This is a genomic window from Agrobacterium sp. LMR679, from assembly GCF_027157905.1.
GTDB classification, from domain to species: Bacteria; Pseudomonadota; Alphaproteobacteria; order Rhizobiales; family Rhizobiaceae; genus Agrobacterium; species Agrobacterium leguminum.
Genome location: NZ_JAPVOJ010000001.1, coordinates 1774389 through 1794225 on the forward strand (window position 1 = coordinate 1774389; position 19837 = coordinate 1794225).

Consider the following 19837-nt stretch of genomic DNA (forward strand, 5'->3'; position numbering starts at 1 on the left):
AAAGGTCGGGACCATGAAGTTCGTCTCCTATTGGCACGATACCGCGCCGCAATTTTCAGGTGCCGCGCAAGGTCCCGTCGAAGGTCATTATGATGTCGCTGTCATCGGTGGAGGTTTCACCGGTCTCGGGGCCGCGCGCCAGCTGGCCAAGGCCGGCGCGCGGGTGGTCGTTCTTGAAGGGGAGCGGGTCGGCTGGGGCGCCTCTGGCCGCAATGGCGGGCATCTCAACAATGGTCTTGCCCATTCCTATCTCTCCGCCAAGGCCGAGCTTGGCAAGGAACGTGCGATCGCCCTCTACAGGGCGCTCGATTCCTCCATCGATACGCTGGAGGGGCTGATTGCGGAGGAGGGCATCGATTGCAACTTCCGCCGCTCAGGCAAGCTGAAGCTCGCCTCCAAGCCGCAGCATTTCGAAGGTCTGGCGAAGAATTTCGAGGCGCTGCATGCCGAGGTCGATCCCGATACGGCGCTTCTTTCCGCGGCCGATCTCAAGGCGGAGATTGGTTCGCCCTTTTACGGCGCCATGCTCTCGAAGAAGAGCGCCATGATGCATATGGGCCGCTATGTGGCCGGCCTTGCCGAAGCCGCCAGCCGTCATGGCGCGGTGATCTTCGAAAATGCGGCGGTGACGAAGCACATCCAGAACGGCAGGACCCATGAACTGGAAACCCCGCGCGGCAAGGTGACGGCCGACAATGTTCTGGTGGCGACCGGCGCTTACACGCCGTCCGGCTTCGGTTATTTCCGTCGCCGCATCATCGCCGTCGGCAGTTTCATCATCGCTACACGGCCGCTGACGGATGCCGAGGTTCAGGCCTCGGTTCCGGGTAACCGCACCTATGTCAACTCCATGAATATCGGCAATTATTTCCGGCTCGCGCCGGATAACCGGCTGATCTTCGGCGGCCGTGCACGCTTTTCCGCCACGTCGGACCAGCGTTCGGACGCCAAAAGCGGTGCGATACTGACGGAAAGCCTGCATCGCATCTTCCCGCAGCTTGTCCATGTGCCGATCGATTATTGCTGGGGCGGTCTGGTGGACATGACCAAGGACCGTTATCCGCGCGCCGGTTTCCATGACGGCGTCTGGTACGCCATGGGCTATTCCGGCCACGGTGCGCAGCTTTCCACCCATCTCGGCATGATCATGGCCGACGCCATTCTGGGGCGGCCGGATAACAATCCCCTGAAGGGAATGGAATGGCCGGCGGTGCCGGGTCATTTCGGCAAGCCGTGGTTCCTGCCGCTGGTGGGCTTCTATTACAAGATGCTGGACAAGATTCAGTAGAAGAACTGTTCGTTCTTCCGTCATACCGGTCCCCGGAACAAGCCCGAGGATGATCCGGCATCCAGCCACCGCGCGTCTGCGCGGTGAAAGAGTCTTTACGATCAGTGACTTGATTGCGCTGAACCCCGGACTTGGTCCGGGGTGGCGGAGTGTGAATGCTGTCGCTTTTTCAGTTCCACGCTTCAAAAAGAAGGGCCGCAGAGCGGCCCTTTAGGCGGGGAGAAGGAAGCGGGCTCAGGAAAGCCCGCCAATATGAAACGTCTTGATCTCCAGATATTCCTCGATGCCGACCTGTGCGCCCTCACGGCCGAGGCCGGATTGCTTGACGCCGCCGAAGGGGGCGACTTCGGTGGAGATCGCACCGGTGTTGAGGCCGACCATGCCGAATTCCAGCGCCTCGCCCACGCGCCAGGCGCGTTTCAGGCTTTCGGTATAGAAATAGGCGGCAAGGCCGAAGGGCGTGCCGTTGGCGATGGCTATGGCTTCTTCTTCCGTCTCGAAACGGAAGAGCGGTGCCACCGGCCCGAAGGTTTCTTCGCTTGCCAGCCGCATTCCGGTCGTGGCGCCAGTCAGCACCACGGGGGCGGTATATTGCGGACCTTCCGGCAGATCGTGCGGTCTGGTGATGATCTTCGCGCCCTTGGAAACGGCGTCATCGATATGGGCGCGGATCTTGGCGATGGCCGGCTCGTTGATCATCGGGCCGATGGAAACGCCTGCTTCCGTTCCGGGTCCGACCCGCATGGCGTCGACGCGATCCGCCAGTTTTTTGGCGAAAGCGTCATAAACGCTCGACTGCACGAGAATGCGGTTGGCGCAAACGCAGGTCTGGCCGCCATTGCGGAATTTCGAAACCAGTGCGCCCTCAATGGCGAGATCGAGATCGGCATCGTCGAACACGATGAAGGGCGCATTGCCGCCGAGTTCCAGCGACAGGCGCTTGACGCTGTCGGCAGCGCCGCGCATCAAAAGCGAGCCGACGCGGGTGGAGCCGGTGAAGGAAATTTTCCGAACCGTCTCGTTGGCCATGATTTCATTGCCGATTTCCGTCGGCATGCCGGTGACGATGTTGATGACGCCCGCGGGAATGCCGGCCCGTTCGGCAAGCACGCCGAGCGCCAGGGCCGAATAGGGCGTGAATTCCGAAGGCTTGATGACCACGGTGCAGCCGGCCGCAAGTGCGGGCGCGACCTTGCGGGTGATCATGGCGTTCGGGAAGTTCCACGGCGTGATGATGCCACAGACGCCGACCGGTTCTTTCAGAACCACGATACGCCGATCCGGCGTCGGGGAAGGAATGGTGCTGCCGCCGATACGCCGGGCCTCTTCCGCGAACCATTTGACGAAGGATGCGCCATAGCGGATTTCGCCCTTCGCTTCATCCAGCGGCTTGCCCTGTTCGGTGGTCAGGATCAGGCCGAGATCGTCGACATTGTCGATCATCAGTGCGAACCATTTTTCGAGAAGCGCTGCGCGCTCCGCGTGGGTCTTTTTCTTCCACGGGCCGAAGGCGGCATTGGCGGCTTCGATTGCCGCGCGGGCTTCCGTGCCATCCATATCCGGCACGGTGCCGATGACCGCCTGCGTCGCCGGGTCTATCACGTCGACCACCTTGCCCGATGCCGCCGCCTTCCAGGCGCCGCCGATCAAGCCCGTCTGGCGAAAGAGTTCCTTGTCCTTCAAACCCTGCATCATAATTCTCCGAAATCAGTCGAGCGCCGCGAGAACCGCGGCGGTGATGGCGTCTGTCTTGTCCTTGCCCGGCACAGTGCCGATACCCCGGCCGGTCGCCGTTTCCAGCGCCGCCATGATACGCGCGGCCGCGTCCTTTTCACCGAGATGCTCGAGCATCATCGCGCCGGACCAGATGGCGGCGATGGGGTTGGCGATGCCGAGATGGGCGATATCCGGGGCCGAACCGTGCACCGGCTCGAACATGGACGGCGCGCTGCGGTCAGGATTGATATTGGCGGAGGCGGCAAAGCCGAGACCGCCCTGAATGGCCGCGCCGAGATCGGTCAGAATATCGCCGAAGAGATTGGAGGCGACGACGACATCGAGGCTTTCCGGGGCCATAACCATGCGGGCCGCCATGGCGTCGATGTGATAGCTGGAAACCTCGACGTCCGGATATTCGGCAGCGAGCTTGTGGGTCACCTCGTCCCAGAACACCATCGAATATTTCTGGGCATTGGACTTGGTGATGGAGGCGAGCTTGCCGCGGCGCTTCTGCGCCTGTTCGAAGCCGAAACGCAGGATGCGCTCCACGCCCTTGCGGGTGAAGATCGAGGTTTCGACGGCAACTTCATCGTCGGTGCCCTGGTGCACGCGGCCACCGGCGCCGGAATATTCGCCTTCCGTGTTTTCACGGATGCAGAGAATGTCGAAGCCATCCGCCTTCAAAGGTCCCTGCACACCGGGCAGAAGCCGGTGCGGGCGGATATTGGCATATTGAACGAAAGCCTTGCGGATCGGCAGCAGCAGGCCGTGCAGTGAGACCGAGTCCGGCACTTCCGCCGGCCAGCCGACTGCGCCGAGCAGAATGGCGTCGAAGCCGCGCAGGGTTTCGATGCCGTCCTTGGGCATCATCGCGCCGGTTTCCTTGTAGAAGGCGCAGGACCAGGGGAATTCCGTTCCTTCAAGCGCAAAAGCGGAGCCTTCGGCGGCGGCGTTGAGCACCTGCCATGCGGCGTCCGTCACGCTTTTGCCGATGCCGTCTCCGGGAATGAGTGCGATGCGATGCGTTTTCAAGACATTTCCCCTGTTACAGTCCGATAAGGACGCTTTTGCTCTTGCGGTTGGCGAGATAGGCCTCGCGTCCGAGATCCTTGCCGATGCCGGAGCGTTTGTAACCGCCGGTCGGCAATATGTGGTCGCGCGAGCGGCCATAACGGTTGACCCAGATCGTGCCCGCCTGAATGGCGCGGGACAGGCGCATGACGCGTGAGACGTCATGGCTGAAAAGACCCGCCGCCAGACCGTAGGTCGGATGGTCGGAAAGCGCCAGCGCCTCTTCTTCCGTGCGGAAGGTCTGCAGCGTCAGCACCGGCCCGAAGATTTCCTCGGTGACGGCAGGAGAGGTCTGGTCGACATTGGCGATCAGCGTCGGCTGATAGAAATAGCCGGGGCCATCCATCACTGCGCCGCCGGTCAGGCATTCGCCGCCATGGGCGACCGCCGCCTGCACGATGCCGTCGATGCGCTTGCGCTGCACCTCGGAGATGATCGGCGAATATTGCGTCGTCTCGTCCCAGGTCGGGCCGGGCTTCACCGCCTTCATGCGGGCGATGATGGCAGCGGAAAGGGCGTCCGCTGCACTTTCCTCGACGATGATGCGCGAGCCCGCCACACAGGCCTGCCCGGCATTGGAGAGGATATTGCCGGCGATGGCCGCTGCCGCCTTCTCGATATCGGCATCGGCGAAGACGATTTGCGGGCTCTTGCCGCCGAGTTCCAGCGTCATGGGCTTGATGCCGGTGCGGGCGATATTGGCCATGATGGCGGCGCCCGCGGCCGTGGAGCCGGTGAAGCTGACCTTGGAGATATCAGGGTGTCCGGTGATGGCATTGCCGGTCACGGGCCCGTCGCCCAGCACGATGTTGATGAGACCTGCCGGCAATCCGGCCTTGATCGCCAGCTGCGCCATGAAGATGCTGGAGAAGGGCGTCATTTCAGACGGTTTCAGCACTACGGCATTGCCTGCCGCGAGCGCCGGGCCGAGCTTCCAGCCGGCCATGGAGACGGGGAAATTCCACGGCGTGATGGCGCCGACGACGCCATAGGGTTCGGTCATGATCATGCCGAGGCTCGCATCGTCGGTCGGAACCAGATCGCCGCCTTCCTTGTCGGCAAACTCGGCGAAGAAACGGATCTGTTCGGCGGTGACGGCGATATCGCCGGCGATCAGCTGGCCCACCGGCCGTGTCGAGGAGAGCGCCTCGATTTTCGCCAGCGTCTCGGCTTCCTGTTCGATCAGGTCGGCCCAGCGCTGCAAGACCTTTGTGCGCTCGCGCGGGCGCACGCCGCCCCAGTTGCTGCTCTTCAAGGCGGCCTTGGCAGTCTGCACCGCCTCATCGACCAGCGCCGCATCCGCCTTGGGGCAACCGGCATATTCGATGCCGTCCGATGGGCGGTGCATGTCGATGCCGTTTGCCGCTGGAACCAGCCGGTCGCCGATGAAGTGGCCGATCGGCAGGGTTAAGCTGTCTGGATCGAAGCTGAGCGTCATGTGGAATCCTCTTTGGATATGCCCCAACGCTAATCCCTGATGGCAAGCAGCATCGACCGACTGCGGCGCGGGCGGTGAATGAAAATCCTGTTTTGCCACCGGCAGACAGCGCAATCTTCGGCGGCCGGTATATGCCGCAGGTCAAACGCCGTAGCGGGCGCTTATACGGTCGAAAATCCCGTCCATCCGCTCGCCAAGGGAGCGGGGATCATCGCCCTCGTTTTCAACCGCTTCAAACACCCGGTGTTTCAGGAAGAAGCGCCATCCCACCGGCGATTTTTGCAGGAATTGCGTCAGAAGATCATAACGTTCCCGGGTCCAGACTGCCTCGAAGGCGAGTCGCTCCGGTCCGTAGCTGATGATATCGTCCGTCTTCCGGCGCGGCGCGGCGCGCAGGGCAGCCGTCGCCTCTTCATCGATATCATCACCGTTGAGCACCACCCCATAGTGTCTTGCAGCATTTTCTGCCGAGACCGCACCACGCCGCACATCGCGCAGCACGGCCTGCGGCGGGCGGGTGAAGGGGTCGCCGTAACCGCCGGCTCCCGGCCCGACGACTCGAATGACATCGCCCGGGCCGCAATGGACAATATCGGTATTACCGAGCGAGATTTCGCCCTCGGTATCGGGATTGCGGAGGAAGCGGGAAATCAGCCCCGGATCTGCGCCGTTGACACCCCAGCTCGCCATAACCGAACGGTTGCGGTTGCGAGCCGTGACCACCGTTTCCGGCGACGATATTTCAAACTCCATGACAGCCGAAAGCCCGCCGCGAAAACGCCCCGCCCCGCCGGTGTCGCGTTGCAGCCCATAACGGCGGAAGAGGATCGGTACTTCCGCTTCGCTGATTTCAATCGGCGTGTTGCGCAGAAAACCGGTGGCGCCGCCCGCGCCGTCGCTGCCGTCGCAGAAGGGCGTGCCGCCGCCGCCGCCGCCGACCGGGCCGATGGAGGCCATGACCGGGCGGCCGTTCCTGTCGCTGGTCTTGATGTTCATGATGGCGTTTCCGCCGGGTGAGGCGGCGGGAATAAGCTCCGGCAGCGCCTTTGCAAAAGCGCCGATGGTGACGATCTGCGTCATGGCGCAGGTCAGCGAACGCATGCCGACGGCGGCCGGGCGCTGGCAATTGACGATCGTGCCTTCCGGCAGCACGGCCCGCGCCGGGCGCAGGGTGCCGGCATTCAGGAGCAGGCTGTTGTCGAGCGTATAAAGCACATAGGTCAGGCCGACCATGACGAGTGAATGCCGCTCGCGGCCGCCGGTCGGCATGTTCAGCGACGAGCCGAGCTGCGGGTCGCTGCCGGTATAATCGAGGATGGCTTCGCCGCCGCGGATTTTCAGCGTCAGCGCCACGCGGCATGGCCGGCCGCCAACGGAATCCTCATCGGCATAATCGGCAAAGAAATAGTCGCCATCGGGCACCCGGGTGAGGATTTGCCGGGTCTGCTCTTCCGCATAGTCGAAAATCTGGCGCACACCGTCCAGAAAATCGTCAAAGCCGAAGCGGGCGACAATCTCCTGCATCTTGCGTTCACCGATATTGACGGAGGCGATCTGGGCGTGGAGGTCGCCGATATTCTGTTCCGGCATGCGCACATTGGCCTTCATCATGTCGATGATGAAGGGATCGAGCCTGCCTTTGCGAACGAGCTTGACCGGCGGAATGCGCAGGCCTTCCTGCTCGATTTCGGAAAGCGAGCGAGACAGCGAGGCGGGAACCGCGCCGCCGACATCGGTATTGTGGATGTGCCCGACCACGAAACAGGCAATTTTGCCCTCATGGAAGACCGGTTTCCAGATGTGGATATCCGGAGAGTGGGTGGCGACGAAACCGCTATAGGGATCGTTGGTGATGCAGATATCGCCCTCTTCATATTCCTCGAACATGGAAAGCAGCGGCGCGTAGTCGATGCCGCTATACCAGGGCGCACCGAATTGCCGGGGATTGGCGAAGGCCAGCCCTTCGCGCGTCACCACCTGGCAGGAAAAATCCTCGGTTTCCTTGACGAAGGCGGAATGGGCGGTGCGCATCAGCGTAAAGGCCATGGCATCGGCGGCGGCCGAGCAGAAATTGGCGAGCACCTTGAGATTGCGGCGATCGATGGTCATGGGTCAAAACTCCCGCTTGGTAATGACGAGATTGCCGAAACGATCCACATGGACCGAAAAGCCGGGCGGCACGACGGTGGTGGTATCGTCCTGAAGGACGATGGCGGGGCCGTCGAAATCGTGACCGCTCGCCAGATCGTCACGGTGATAGATCGTCATGTCGTGTTCCATGCCGCCAAACCAGCCTTTCGTGTGAAAGCGCGGTGTTGCGGGGCCAGTGGCCACGCCTGTCTCGCGAAGCGGCGGCTTCGGTGTTTTCCCGGAGACGACGAGCCTCAGATTGACCATCTGCACGGTCGCCCGTTCATCGGAATGACCATAGAGGCGGGCATGTTCTTCGTGAAATGCCCTGTTAATCGCGCTGGCGTCGCCCCTGCCCAGCCATTCCGGCTGCAGCGTGGTTTCGATTTCGTAGGATTGGCCGCGATAGCGCATGTCGGCGGAAAGCCGCATCTCGCAATCACCGTGAAAACCCTGTTCCTTCAGCCAGTTGCGGCCGGTTTCCTGCATTTCGGCGAGAAGGGGGGCGAGATCGGAGGCCTCCCTGTCGTTCACATCGCAATAGGTGGTGCGGATGAAATCGTTCTTCAGATCGGCAATCAGGCCGCCGAGCGCGGAAACGACGCCCGGGGTGGGCGGCACCACCACACCCTTCATATCCAGCTCGCGGGCGAGGAAACAGGCGAGCATCGCGCCGGCGCCGCCGAAAGCGAAGAGGTGAAATTCGCGCGGGTCGATGGCGAAACGGGAGGTGAGGGCGTTCACCTCCGCATACATGCCGGAGACGGCGATATCAACGATATTGCCGGCGAGCGCTTCGACGGAAAGGCCGAGTTTTTCGGCGAGCGGCGAGAGCGCGGCGCGCGATGCAGCGTGATCGACGGTCACCGCGCCATAACCGAGCGGCATATGGCCGATGAGATTGGCGGCTGCCATGGCATCCGTGATCGTCGGGCGGTCGCCGCCGCGTCCGTAACAGGCTGGCCCCGGCGTCGAACCGGCACTTTCCGGCCCTACCTGCAACAGGCCGAGGCTATCCACCCATGCGACCGAGCCACCGCCCTGGCCAACAGAGCTGACGGAAACGGAAGGGACATGAATCTGGAAATCGCCGATCAGCTCGCCGACCCCATATTGGGCCTCGCCGTTCAGGATAACGGCCACATCGGCGCTGGTGCCGCCGATGTCGAGGCTCATCACCCGGTCAAAGCCGCTGGCCTTCGCCAGATAACCCGCGCCGATGACGCCGGAAGCGGTGCCCGACAGGATCATCTGCACACATTCCCGCCGCGCCTGATCGATGCCCATGACGCCGCCATTGGTCTTGGTGATGAGCAGCGGGCAGGCAATGCCTTGCCCGCGCAGCACCGTTTCGAAACGATCGAGGTAATGTGCGACGCGCGGCTGGACATAACCGCTGATGACGGCGGTGACGGTGCGCTCATATTCGCGGATGATCGGCCATGTCTCGGCAGAGGAGACCACCGGCAATTGCGGCGCGATGCGTTCGATCATCGCCTTCACGGCAAGTTCGTTTTCGGGATTGCGGTAGGAATGCAGGAAGGCGAGTACGATACCGTCGCAACCGGCTGCAAGGGCGCCGGCGACGGCCTGCGCCACATTCTCTTCGTTCGGGGCGAGCTTTACCTCGCCGGTCGCCAGCATGCGCTCGGCTATGCCGAAAACCCGTTCCCGCGGGATGAGCGGTTCCGGCCGCACGGAATAGAGATTGTGGATCTGCGGAATTTTCAGGCGTGCAACGCCCAGCACGTCCTCGAAGTTTTCGGTGGTGAACAGCGCGACGTTCTGGCCGTTGCGCTGGATGACTGTGTTGACGCCGACGGTGGTGCCATGGGTGAAATAGGAAACGTCCTTCGCTTCGATGCCGTCGCGCTTTTTCAGCGTATCGAGCGCGAGAAGGATTTCTTCTCCGGGCGCATCGGGGCGGGAAAACACCTTCAAGGTGGAAAGCGAGCCGGTGCCATCGTCGAACACGGCAAAATCCGTAAACGATCCGCCAACATCGACGCCAATGCGATATCCCATCTCTTCCGTCTCCTTTTCCAGTGCGGACGATGCTGTCATCGGGACCGGAAAAGGGCCAAGCATTTATGGGGTAAGGGTCATAGCCCCAGGTTATGAGGATGGCCGATGTGGCCCATAGGGAGGGTTGCTCAACCCTCGCCGGGTTTCGGCACCGTCATGTAATATTCGGGATGAGGCGCTGCGCGATAACCGGCCTTTTCGTAAACGCCATGGGCGTCGCGGGTCGCCAGCATCCAGCTCGATACCGTCGAAAGCTCCGGGTGTTTGCGTATCTCGGTGGCGATCCAGGACGCAAGGCCGCGACCGCGATGATCCTCCACCGTGAAGACATCGCGCAGATAGCCGAAAACGGCATAATCCGTCACCAGACGGGCGAAGGCGGCCATGGAGCCGTCGGGGGCGTAAACGCCGACCGGCAGCGAATGCGAAAGCGCCCGCTTCAGCCGGTCGGCGGTCATTCCCTGCGCCCAGTAGGAATCGCGGGCGAGAAAACCATGGACCAGATCGAAATCCACCCGTGCCGGATCGGTGCTCAGCACATAGCCGTCGCGGGTGATTTCGAAAATGGTCGGTTCCCAGTTCATCCGTTCACCGTAACATAGATCTTGCGGACGGTTTCAATGGTTTTCCACACGCCGACGAAGCCCGGCTTCATGACGAAACTGTCGCCTGCCGTATAACGCAGCGGTGCGCCGCCTTCCGGCGTGATTTCGATGACGCCTTCGAGAATATGGCAGAATTCGAAGGTTTCCCCCTTGATCGAACGGCTTTCGCCCGGCGTCGCTTCCCAGATGCCGGTGTGGACGGTGCCGTTGCGGGCTTCGTCCAGCGGCCAGGTCTTGAAGGACGGATCGCCGGAGATGAGGCGTTCCGGCAGGGCCTTGGAGGCTTTCGGTTCGAAGGCGGGGTGCGTGTCGATGGTCTTGAGAAGCGGCATGGGTGTCCTTTCCTGGAACGGGATGATCAATATCCGCGATTGCGGTCGACGAGGCCGAGCGGCTCGAGGCCGGACTGGTATCGTTTGATGTTCTCGACAACGGTGCGTGCTGCCGAATGCGGCTGGGTGACGCTGGCGATGTGCGGCGTCAGGAGAATTTTCGGATGCGTCCAGAAGGGATGGTTTTCCGGAAGCGGTTCCGGATCGGTGACGTCAATCACGGCGCCCGAAAGCCTGCCGCTGCCCAGCGCATCGATGAGGGCGTCGTGGTCGAGCTGTTTGCCGCGCCCTGCGTGAACCAGCCCCGCACCCTCGGGAAGCAGCGCCAGACGTTCGCCATTCAGAAGTCCCGTCGTTTCGTCGGTCAGCGGCAGCAGGCAAACGAGAATATCGCTGGTCGAAAGGATCGTGGACAATCCGGCTTCGCCATGATGGCAGGTCACACCATCGATCTCGCGCGGTGAACGGCTCCAGCCGGAAAGCGGAAAACCGAAGGGTTTCAGCCGTTCCAGCGCCGCAACGCCCAGCATGCCGAGGCCGAGAACGCCCACCCGGCACTCTTCCGCCTGACGCTGCGGCAGGGCCTTCCAGAGTTGCTGGCGCTGCTGCTTCAAATAGACCGGCAGGTTGCGGTGAAGCGCCAGCACGCCGAGACTTACATATTCCTGCATCATGCGGATGATGCCTTCATCCACCATGCGCACGACTTTTACATGCGCAGGGACGGCATCGATGTGAAACTGATCGACGCCCGCACCGATGGAAAACAGGATTTCGAGATTGCGGTAGCGGCCGATATCCTCCGGCACGGTCCAGGTGATGAGGTATCGAACCGCATCCGGATCGACGCTTTCGGCATCCATCGAAAAGGGCAGTTCCGGCAGGTCGCGGACCAGAGCCTGCCGGAAAATCTCGCCGCGCTTCGCGTCGGAATTGAAGAAGAAAGTCATCTGAAATCCGTGGTTCCGAAGGTTTAAACCGTGCAGCGGTTCGCCAGTGTTTCCAGCATTGACTGGCAGGCCGACAGTTCGCCGTCCGTTATGAATTCGTCCGGCTTGTGGGCGCGGCCGATATCGCCCGGGCCGCAGATGATGGCGTCGACGCCGGCCGCCTGAAAAAGCCCGGCCTCCGTGCCGTAACTGACGGCGGCGATACAGGGCGCGTCGGTCAATTCTTCCAGAAGCTTCACGAGGGGTGCATCGGCGGGAAGGGACAGCGCCGGATAATCGCTCATCGGCGTCCATTCTATGTCGATGCCCTCGGCGGCGAGCGCTTCGACACGGTTGCGCACCGGCTGGAGCAGGGCGACCGGCGATACCCCGGCAATCGCCCGCGCCTCCAGTTCGATGGCGCAGAGATCGGGGATGATGTTGATCGCCTGTCCACCTTTCACCGTGCCGATCTGCAGGGAGGAATAGGGCGGCTCGAACGTCGCTTCGAAGGGACCCTCGGTGAGAACCTGTGCTGTCTCGACCGCCTTTGCCATGATGCCGGTCATCAGATGAATGGCGTTCACGCCCTGATCCGGCCGCGAGGAATGGCCGGAGCGACCGCGAATGGTGATGCGTGCGGCGGCCTTGCCCTTGTGGGCGCGCACGGCGCGCAGATTGCTCGGTTCGCCGATGATCGCGCCCGCCGGTTTTGCGCATAGTTCCGGCAATCGGGCAATGAGATGCGGAACGCCGCGGCAGCCCGCCTCCTCGTCATAGGAAAAGGCGATGTGAACGGGCCGCTTCAGCGCCAGGCGTGAAAATGCCTGTGCTGCGGCGAGAACCGTGGCCAGAAACCCTTTCATGTCGGTGGTTCCGCGTCCGTAAAGACGCTCGCCTTCGGCTCTGAGGGTAAAGGGATCGGAGGACCATTCCGGCTCACCGGCTGGCACCACATCCATATGGCCGGACAGGATGTATCCGCTGGCATCTGTCGGGCCGAAGCTGGCGAAGAGATTGGCGCGGTCGCCCTCAGGGCCGGCAAGCAGCGATACTTTCGCGCCGTGGCTTTCCAGATAATCGGCGATCCATCCGGCGAGGTCGCCATTGGCGGTTCCGACCACCGACGGGAAGCCGACAAGACGCTCCAGAATGTCGATTGCGTTCATGGCTGTCTCCGTCGCTTCAACGCCGAAAAGCTTAGAGCGGCCTGCGGCGTTTATCTGCTGAAATACGGGTGATTTCAGTAGATTGTTGTGTCCTTCCAGCGCTTTCGGAAAATTCCTGCTGACGAGGCTGGTTATCTTTGGATGTCGTGAGCTGGGCTGCCGGGATCAAGGTTCCGCGCCGGAGGGAATGAGAGCCGTTTGTCATGGAGCTGCTCAAAGTCGATAGTTTCGAGTTGCGGACAGTGGATATCGCCGATGTGGAGGCCGATCATCTGCATGCTTTGTCCATGGCTGTCGGATGGCGATATCACGCGAACGAATGGCGTTTCCTGCGGCAGTGCGGCGTCGGGCTTGCCGCGCTTGACGAAATCGATCGCGTTGTCGCAACGGCAATGCTGTTTCCCTATGATGAGGGTTTCGCGACCGTTGGCATGGTCATCGTTTCCCCCCGTTTGCAGGGGCAGGGCGTTGCACCATGGCTGGTGGGCCAACTCATTGCGGGTTACCCTGACGCCGCCCTGCGGTTGAACGCCACGGAAGCCTCGCGACGGCTTTTCGCACGGCTGGGTTTTGCCGGAGATACGGAAAAAGTACATCTCCTGCGCGGCAAGGCGCGCTGCCCTGCCGAGATGCCGACGCTTGGAAGAAAACAGAGAATCGAGCCGCTGTCCGAGGATCATTTGTCCGCCGTGGCGGATCTGGATCGGGTGGCTTTCGGTGTTTCGCGCCGGAGTGTCCTGCAACGCCTTCTCCGGGAAAATACGGGTTACGGCCTGTTCGAGGCCGATCGTCTTGCCGCCTTTGCATTGCGGCGTGCAGCGGGGCGGGGCCATATTGTCGGCCCGGTCGTCGCCGGTGACGAGGCGGATGCGATTGCGCTGGTGAGGCGACATTTTTCCGATCTCGACGATCAGCTTGTCCGTCTCGATGCCGTGCGGGATAGCGGTCTTCTGACCGAGTTCCTGGCGCAATCCGGGCTGGTGGTGATCGAAACGCTCACCACCATGTCGAAAGGCGCGCCGCAACCGGCAGGCTCCGGCTCCGCAAAGATTTTCGCCCTGGCAGGCCCGTCTTTGTGCTGAGGTGCGGCACTATCGCAATTGACGCCCCGCCTCTTGCCCCTTATGTGAGAAAGCGACGGTTCCTGCAGCCGAAAGGCGAAGGGATTAATAGGGAACATGGTGCGGGCGATCTTTTTCGCCCAATGCCGTGGCTGCCCCCGCAACTGTAAGCGGATTGTCGTTCATCCCCGTGACGCTTCAAGGCGTCATGCCACTGTATTCTCCGGAATGCGGGAAGGCAGATGAGTGACGCAAATCCGTGAGCCAGGAGACCTGCCGTCGAAATATAAACCATCGTTACGGGCGGGGAAGCCCGGAGGAGGAGATTGTAATGTTATTTCATAACATTTCGTTTGCGTCCTATTACCGTTCTCCGTACAAGACGTCCCGCTGTTGCTGCGCGTTCTGACGCCTGCTGCTCTGGAATAAGATTTACTTTCGACTGGAGAACACATGTTTCATTCTAGACGCCTGCCGGTCCATGCCGGTTTTCTGGCCGCTGCGCTTGCGGTTTTGCCTGTCGCCGGCGCCAATGCTGCCGAAACCACCTATCCCCTGACGATCAACAGCTGCGGTCAGGAGATCACCTTCAAGCAGGCGCCCGCCCGCACCGTGTCCGTCGGCCAGAGCACGACCGAGGTTCTTTATCTCCTCGGCCTCGCCGACAAGGTGGTCGGCACGGCGCTGTGGATCGGTCCGGTTCTGAAGGGCTACGAGGAGGCCAATGCGAGGGTCGAGCGGCTGGCTGACAATGATCCGAGCTTCGAGGCGGTCATCGGCAAGAAGCCGGACCTCGTGACGACGCAGTTCCAGTGGCAGATCGGCCCGGAAGGCGTTGTCGGAACACCGGCGCAGTTCGCCGAGCTTGGCGTTCCCGTTTATACCTCGCCCGCCGATTGCATGGGCAAGGACAATTCCGGCGGCGGCGACGGCGTGCGCAACACCGTCTTCACCATGGATCTGATCTACCAGGAAATCCGCGATCTCGCCAAAATCTTCAACGTGCAGGATCGCGGTGAAGAGGTCGTTGCGGACCTGAAGAAGCGTGAGGAAGCCGCCCGCGCCAAGATCGCCTCCGCCAACGGCAAGCTTTCGGCCGTCTTCTGGTTCTCCAGCGCCGAGCTGGATATCGATCCCTATGTGGCTGGCCGCAATGGCGCTCCCGGCTACATCATGTCCGCGCTGGGCTTAAAGAACGTCATCGAAAGCGATGAAGAATGGCCGACGGTCGGCTGGGAAACCATCGCCAAGGCAAATCCCTCCATCATCGTCGCCGGCAAGATGGATCGCCGCCGTTTCCCGGCCGATGATGTCGCCGTCAAGTTGAAGTTCCTTGCCACCGATCCCGTGGCCAGCATCATGCCAGCCGTCAAGGAAGGACATGTGTTCGAGATGGATGCGCAGGCGATGAACCCGACCATTCGCACCATTGAAGGCATCGAAACGCTGGCCGAGGCGATTTCGGCCGCCGGCCTCGCCAAGTGAACGGCCTTTCCATCCATCTTGGCAGGGCAGGGCTGGCTTTCGCCGCGCTCGCCCTGCTGCTCGTCGCGCTGATGGCCGGGGCGGCCATCGGCGAGACCGCCATTCCTTTCGACGTCGTGGCGAAAACAATCGCCAACCGCGTCTTCCATGCGGCCTATCCGCTGGAACCGCTGGATGAGGGCATTGTCTGGAGTTACCGCCTCAGCCGCGCGGTCGTCGCCGCCTGTTGCGGCGCTTCTTTGGCGCTGGCCGGGGCGGTGCTGCAATCGCTTTTGCGCAATCCGCTTGCCGATCCTTATATTCTCGGCATTTCCGCCGGCGCCTCCACCGGTGCCGTCGCTGTCGCGCTGCTTGGTTTCGGAGCGGGGTTCCTGACGATGCCGGCCGGTGCGCTTATCGGTGCTTTCGTCGCGTTTTCGCTGGTCAGCCTTCTGGCGGTGCGGGCGGGACACGGCAACAGCGCCATCATTCTGGCGGGCGTGGCCGGGTCGCAGCTGTTTAATGCCATGACCTCTTTCATCGTCACCAAATCCGCCAATGCGGAACAGGCGCGCGGCATCATGTTCTGGCTGCTGGGCAACCTCTCGGGTGTGCGCTGGCCGGATGTCTGGCTGGCGCTTCCGGTCAGCCTTGCTGGACTTGCGGTGTGTCTCTGGTATGCCCGGGCGCTCGATGCCTTCGCCTTCGGCGGTCAGGCGGCTGCCTCGCTCGGCATTCCGGTGCGCTGGGTCTATGCCGTGCTGATCTCCGTTTCGGCGATCATGACGGCCGCGATGGTGTCTCTGGTCGGCTCAATCGGCTTCGTGGGCCTCGTCATTCCGCATGCCGCGCGCATCTTCGTCGGCGTTCGCCACGGTATATTGCTGCCGGTGACGGCGCTGACCGGCGCGGTTTTCATGATCATCGCGGATATTCTCTCGCGCATCGTCATTCCGGGGCAGGTGCTGCCCATCGGCGTCATCACCGCGCTCGTCGGCGCTCCCGCCTTTGCCTTCATCCTTGGGCAGAAGAGGGGGCGTTCATGAAATTATCCGCCCACGACCTGCATTTCCACGCCGGCAATATCGACATCGTGCGCGGCGTTTCACTCGATGTCGGTTCCGGTGAGTTTCTTGGCGTCATCGGACCGAACGGTTCCGGCAAAAGCACGCTGCTTTCCATGCTGGCAGGCATTCGCAAACCACGCCGGGGCCACGTTACGCTCGGGGATGAACCGCTTGCCTCATTGGGACGGCGAGACCTTGCCCGTCGGCTCGCTTTCGTGGAGCAGCAGGCCGAAACCACCGAACGCATCACCGCACGACAGGCGGTGGAGCTTGGGCGCACACCCTATCTCGGGCCGCTTTCCGCCTGGTCGCAGCAGGACGACGCCATTGTTGATGCAGCACTTGCCAATGTCGACATGGCCGACAAGGCGGAGCGCAACTGGCACCATCTTTCCGGCGGCGAACGCCAGCGCCTGCATATCGCCCGCGCGTTGACGCAGGAGCCGCATATCCTGCTTCTGGACGAACCGACCAATCACCTCGACATAGGTCACCAGATCGGCCTGCTCGATCTGGTGCGCCGGCAGGGCCTGACCGTCGTGGCGGCGCTGCACGATCTCAATCACGCCGCCATGTTCTGCGACCGCGTCGCCATCATGCACCGGGGCGAGATGATCGCGGTCGGTCCGCCACGGGAGGTTCTGACACCGGCGAGAATAGCCGCCGTCTTCGGGGTGGAATGTGTCGTCACCACGGATGAGGGTGGCTTTTCCCATATTCGTTTTCTGCCGGCCCACGGGCGGGCCGAGCATCCAAGGAAAGTACTGGCATGATGATGCAACTGCTGACACTCGCAAACGCCGCTGCAAAGACCGGACTGTTTTGTGCCGCTGCCGTAATTGCCGTGGCGTTCACGGGCTTTCCGCTTCAGGCTTCAGCCGAGACCTTCGAGGTGAAAATGCTGAACCGGGGCGAAAAAGGCCCGATGGTATTCGAACCGGATTTTCTCGAAATAGCGCCCGGCGACCGCGTGCGCTTCGTGCCCACCCACAAGAGCCACAATGCCGCGACCATCGATGGCATGATCCCGGAAGGTGTCGAAGGTTTCAAAAGCCGGATCAATGACGAATTCGAGACCGGCTTTGAAAAACCGGGCTTTTACGGCATCAAATGCTCGCCGCATTACGGCATGGGCATGGTCATGCTGATCAAGGTCGGAGAGGCCACCCTGCCGCAGAGCTACCGGACGGTGGACGTGCCGGGTCGGGCGAAGCCAAGGTTCGAGGACCTCTTCGAGCAGGCGGAAAAATGAAGCTGCACTGAGCTCTCATCCGTTATGCCGGACTTGATCCGGCATCCAGCCACGGCGCGTCTCCGCCGCGGGAAGAGTCTTTTGCGATCAAGGACTTGGTCGCACTGGACCCCGGATCTAGTCCGGGGTTACGGAGTTGTCTCCCGGCTTCACCGCACACACGGCATAACGATGCTGCAGCCCGCGCAGAATACCTTTCAGCAGGCTGAAGTTTTTCGCCTGGGCGCGGTGAATGGCCTGAAGCTCCTGATCGATTGCGACAGGTTCGAAGCCGGTCGCACGCAACAGCGCCGCGACATCGCCGGCCCTTGCGCCCTTCGAAAAATAAACGCGGGAAAGAATGCTGTTGAAGGTGTTTTCCGGGTCCGCCGGCTTGTGCGGCTGGTCCGGCTTGACGAGGCCGATGCTTTCGAGGCTGGCCGCCAGTTTCTTCACCAGTTTTTCGCGCCAGCCGGTATTCACGAAATCGCCGTCGACGATCAGAAGCCGTCCGCCCGGTTTCAGAACGCGGAACCATTCGGCAAAGCTTGCCTGCGGGTCCACCAGCGTCCAGACCAGATGACGGGTGATGATGACATCGGCGCTTTCATCCGGCTCCATCGTGTTTTCGGCATCACCGACGAAAAAGCGGATGCTGCGGCCACGGCTTTTCGCTTTTTCACGGGCAAGCGCCAGCATGGTTTCCGACCAGTCCATGCCGGTGACCTGAAAACCGAGATCGTCCATCAGGTGCGAGATGACGCCGGTGCCGCTGGCAAGATCGAGCGCCCTGCGGCCCTCTCCGTGGCCCAGATGTTTCAGGATAAGCGCGTGCCAGGCCTCGCGCTCGTCCTCGGAGAAAATTTCATGTCCGGGGGAAAGGTCGAAAGTCGCGGCGCGGCCGGACCAATAGGATTTGATTTCGTCTCTCAGACTGTCGTTTTTGCCATATTGGATTGTGTCGATCATCGGTCTTCAACTCATGTACCGGTCAGTTAAGAATGGCTCTAAAACATAAATGTTGACTAGTACAGTCAGAAAATAATACAGCCGCGCCAGTCAACACTGGAGAGCAATATCCGATGCGCATCTCAGCCAAATCTGCGGCACTTGCCCTTGGCCTTCTCGTATCCGCCGCATGGCCGGCATTCGCCGAAAAGGTCACCGTCAAGGATGTGACGGGCCGCGATGTCGAGGTGAATGTGCCGGTATCGCACGTCATCCTCGGTGAAGGTCGCCAGATTTATTTCCTGGCTGCGCTCGACAAGGAAAACCCTTTCCAGCACGTGGTTGGCTGGCGCGACGATCTGGCGAAGGCCGACCCGGAAACCTATGCGGCCTATCTCGCCAAGTATCCGGAGATCGCCAAGCTGCCGACTTTCGGCGGCATGAAGGACGGCACCTTCGACATAGAGCAGGCTGTCGCCCTGAAGCCTGACGTGATCCTGATGAATATCGACGCCAAGACGGCGACCGAAGAAGCGGGCTATATCGAAAAGCTCGCCAAGGTCGGCATTCCGCTGGTTTACGTCGATTTCCGTGAAAAGCCGATGGAAAATACCGAGCCGAGCATGCGCCTCATGGGCCAGCTGACGGGCAAGGAAAAGATCGCCGAGGACTTCATCAAGTTCCGCGCCGACTCCATTGCCAAGGTCACCGATACGCTCGAAAAGGCCAATCCGAAGAAGCCCGTCGTGTTCATGGAGCGCGCCGGCGGTTACTCCGACGATTGCTGCATGTCCTTCGGCAACGAGAATTTCGGCAAGATGGTGGAGCTTGCCGGCGGCGTCAACATGGCCAAGGACATCATTCCCGGCACTTTCGGCACCGTCAATCCGGAACAGATCATTGCCTCCAACCCGGAGCAGATCATCATCACCGGCGGCAACTGGAACGGTTATGTTCCGGGCGGCAACTGGGTCGGCGTCGGTTATGGCGCGGATCTGAAGGAAGCCCATCGCAAGCTTGAAAACCTGACCAAGCGCCCGGCTTTCACCGGCGTACAGGCGGTGAAGGACGGTAATGTCCACGCCATCTGGCATCAGTTCTACAACAACCCCTATCAGTTCGTGGCCGTTCAGGAAATCGCCAAGTGGCTGCATCCGGACCTCTTCAAGGACCTCGACCCCGAGGCGACCTTCAAGGAACTGCATTCCCGCTTCCTGCCGCTCGACTACAAGCCCGGCTACTTCGTTTCGCTGAAGGACGCCAAGTAATAAAGGGACGGTGAAGGGGAGCGCCGTCCGACCGATGGATAAAGCCGCAGCCATGCGGCTTTATCGCTTTGTTTTGGAACTCAATGAGGACT

General features: G+C 61.6%; 17 protein-coding genes and 1 riboswitch. Of the genes, 7 read left to right on the forward strand and 10 right to left on the reverse strand.

Annotated features, from left to right (window positions below; translation table 11 throughout):
• Positions 1 to 13: 13 nt before the first annotated feature.
• Complete coding sequence (locus O3W47_RS08340; protein WP_269313444.1) at positions 14 to 1288, forward strand: NAD(P)/FAD-dependent oxidoreductase; 1275 nt, start codon at positions 14 to 16, stop codon at positions 1286 to 1288.
• A gap of 234 nt (positions 1289 to 1522) precedes the next feature.
• Here O3W47_RS08340 and O3W47_RS08345 read toward each other — a convergent pair whose 3' ends face one another.
• From O3W47_RS08345 to argE, 9 genes are all read right to left on the reverse strand, one after another.
• The gene (locus O3W47_RS08345) at positions 1523 to 2980 is read right to left on the reverse strand and encodes an NAD-dependent succinate-semialdehyde dehydrogenase (protein ID WP_269313445.1); all 1458 of its coding nucleotides are present in this window, start codon (positions 2978 to 2980) and stop codon (positions 1523 to 1525) included.
• Positions 2981 to 2995: 15 nt separating this feature from the next.
• Entirely contained in the window at positions 2996 to 4039 is a 1044-nt protein-coding gene (locus O3W47_RS08350) for a tartrate dehydrogenase (protein WP_269313446.1), read from the reverse strand.
• 13 nt (positions 4040 to 4052) lie between these two features.
• Positions 4053 to 5516: an aldehyde dehydrogenase family protein gene (locus tag O3W47_RS08355; RefSeq protein WP_269313447.1), complete on the reverse strand. Its 1464-nt coding sequence runs from the start codon at positions 5514 to 5516 to the stop codon at positions 4053 to 4055.
• Between the two features lie 141 nt (positions 5517 to 5657).
• Complete coding sequence (locus O3W47_RS08360; protein ID WP_269313448.1) at positions 5658 to 7625, reverse strand: hydantoinase B/oxoprolinase family protein; 1968 nt, start codon at positions 7623 to 7625, stop codon at positions 5658 to 5660.
• 3 nt (positions 7626 to 7628) lie between these two features.
• Positions 7629 to 9671, reverse strand: a complete 2043-nt coding sequence (locus tag O3W47_RS08365) for a hydantoinase/oxoprolinase family protein (RefSeq protein ID WP_269313449.1) — start codon at positions 9669 to 9671, stop codon at positions 7629 to 7631.
• 128 nt (positions 9672 to 9799) lie between these two features.
• Entirely contained in the window at positions 9800 to 10255 is a 456-nt protein-coding gene (locus O3W47_RS08370) for a GNAT family N-acetyltransferase (RefSeq protein WP_080819204.1), read from the reverse strand.
• Positions 10252 to 10608, reverse strand: coding sequence for a cupin domain-containing protein (locus O3W47_RS08375; RefSeq protein WP_003524651.1), 357 nt, complete (start codon positions 10606 to 10608; stop codon positions 10252 to 10254). The genes O3W47_RS08370 and O3W47_RS08375 overlap by 4 nt, the downstream gene beginning before the upstream one ends.
• Positions 10609 to 10634: 26 nt before the next feature.
• Positions 10635 to 11558 (reverse strand): 2-hydroxyacid dehydrogenase, encoded by a 924-nt coding sequence (locus tag O3W47_RS08380; RefSeq protein WP_269313450.1) that lies wholly within the window; start codon positions 11556 to 11558, stop codon positions 10635 to 10637.
• 23 nt (positions 11559 to 11581) lie between these two features.
• Positions 11582 to 12706 (reverse strand): acetylornithine deacetylase, encoded by a 1125-nt coding sequence (gene argE / locus O3W47_RS08385; protein ID WP_269313451.1) that lies wholly within the window; start codon positions 12704 to 12706, stop codon positions 11582 to 11584.
• A 203-nt stretch (positions 12707 to 12909) separates the two neighbouring features.
• Between argE and O3W47_RS08390 the strand changes: the two genes are divergently transcribed.
• From O3W47_RS08390 to O3W47_RS08410, 5 genes are all read left to right on the forward strand, one after another.
• Positions 12910 to 13788: a GNAT family N-acetyltransferase gene (locus O3W47_RS08390; protein WP_269313452.1), complete on the forward strand. Its 879-nt coding sequence runs from the start codon at positions 12910 to 12912 to the stop codon at positions 13786 to 13788.
• A gap of 39 nt (positions 13789 to 13827) precedes the next feature.
• A riboswitch (cobalamin riboswitch) is annotated at positions 13828 to 14062 on the forward strand.
• A 158-nt stretch (positions 14063 to 14220) separates the two neighbouring features.
• On the forward strand, positions 14221 to 15252 hold the full coding sequence (locus tag O3W47_RS08395) for an ABC transporter substrate-binding protein (RefSeq protein ID WP_137453887.1): 1032 nt from the start codon (positions 14221 to 14223) through the stop codon (positions 15250 to 15252).
• The gene (locus O3W47_RS08400) at positions 15249 to 16277 is read left to right on the forward strand and encodes a FecCD family ABC transporter permease (protein WP_080819199.1); all 1029 of its coding nucleotides are present in this window, start codon (positions 15249 to 15251) and stop codon (positions 16275 to 16277) included. The genes O3W47_RS08395 and O3W47_RS08400 overlap by 4 nt, the downstream gene beginning before the upstream one ends.
• Positions 16274 to 17071 carry an ABC transporter ATP-binding protein gene (locus O3W47_RS08405; protein ID WP_080819198.1) on the forward strand — a complete coding sequence of 266 codons (798 nt, stop codon included), beginning with the start codon at positions 16274 to 16276 and terminating at the stop codon, positions 17069 to 17071. The genes O3W47_RS08400 and O3W47_RS08405 overlap by 4 nt, the downstream gene beginning before the upstream one ends.
• The gene (locus O3W47_RS08410; RefSeq protein WP_080820958.1) at positions 17071 to 17550 is read left to right on the forward strand and encodes a pseudoazurin; all 480 of its coding nucleotides are present in this window, start codon (positions 17071 to 17073) and stop codon (positions 17548 to 17550) included. Before O3W47_RS08405 ends, O3W47_RS08410 begins: the two co-directional genes overlap by 1 nt.
• 117 nt (positions 17551 to 17667) lie before the next feature.
• On the opposite strand, the gene O3W47_RS08415 is transcribed toward O3W47_RS08410, so the two are convergent.
• Complete coding sequence (locus O3W47_RS08415; protein ID WP_269313453.1) at positions 17668 to 18498, reverse strand: class I SAM-dependent methyltransferase; 831 nt, start codon at positions 18496 to 18498, stop codon at positions 17668 to 17670.
• A 113-nt stretch (positions 18499 to 18611) separates the two neighbouring features.
• Between O3W47_RS08415 and O3W47_RS08420 the strand changes: the two genes are divergently transcribed.
• The gene (locus O3W47_RS08420) at positions 18612 to 19745 is read left to right on the forward strand and encodes an ABC transporter substrate-binding protein (RefSeq protein ID WP_269313454.1); all 1134 of its coding nucleotides are present in this window, start codon (positions 18612 to 18614) and stop codon (positions 19743 to 19745) included.
• Positions 19746 to 19837: the final 92 nt, after the last annotated feature.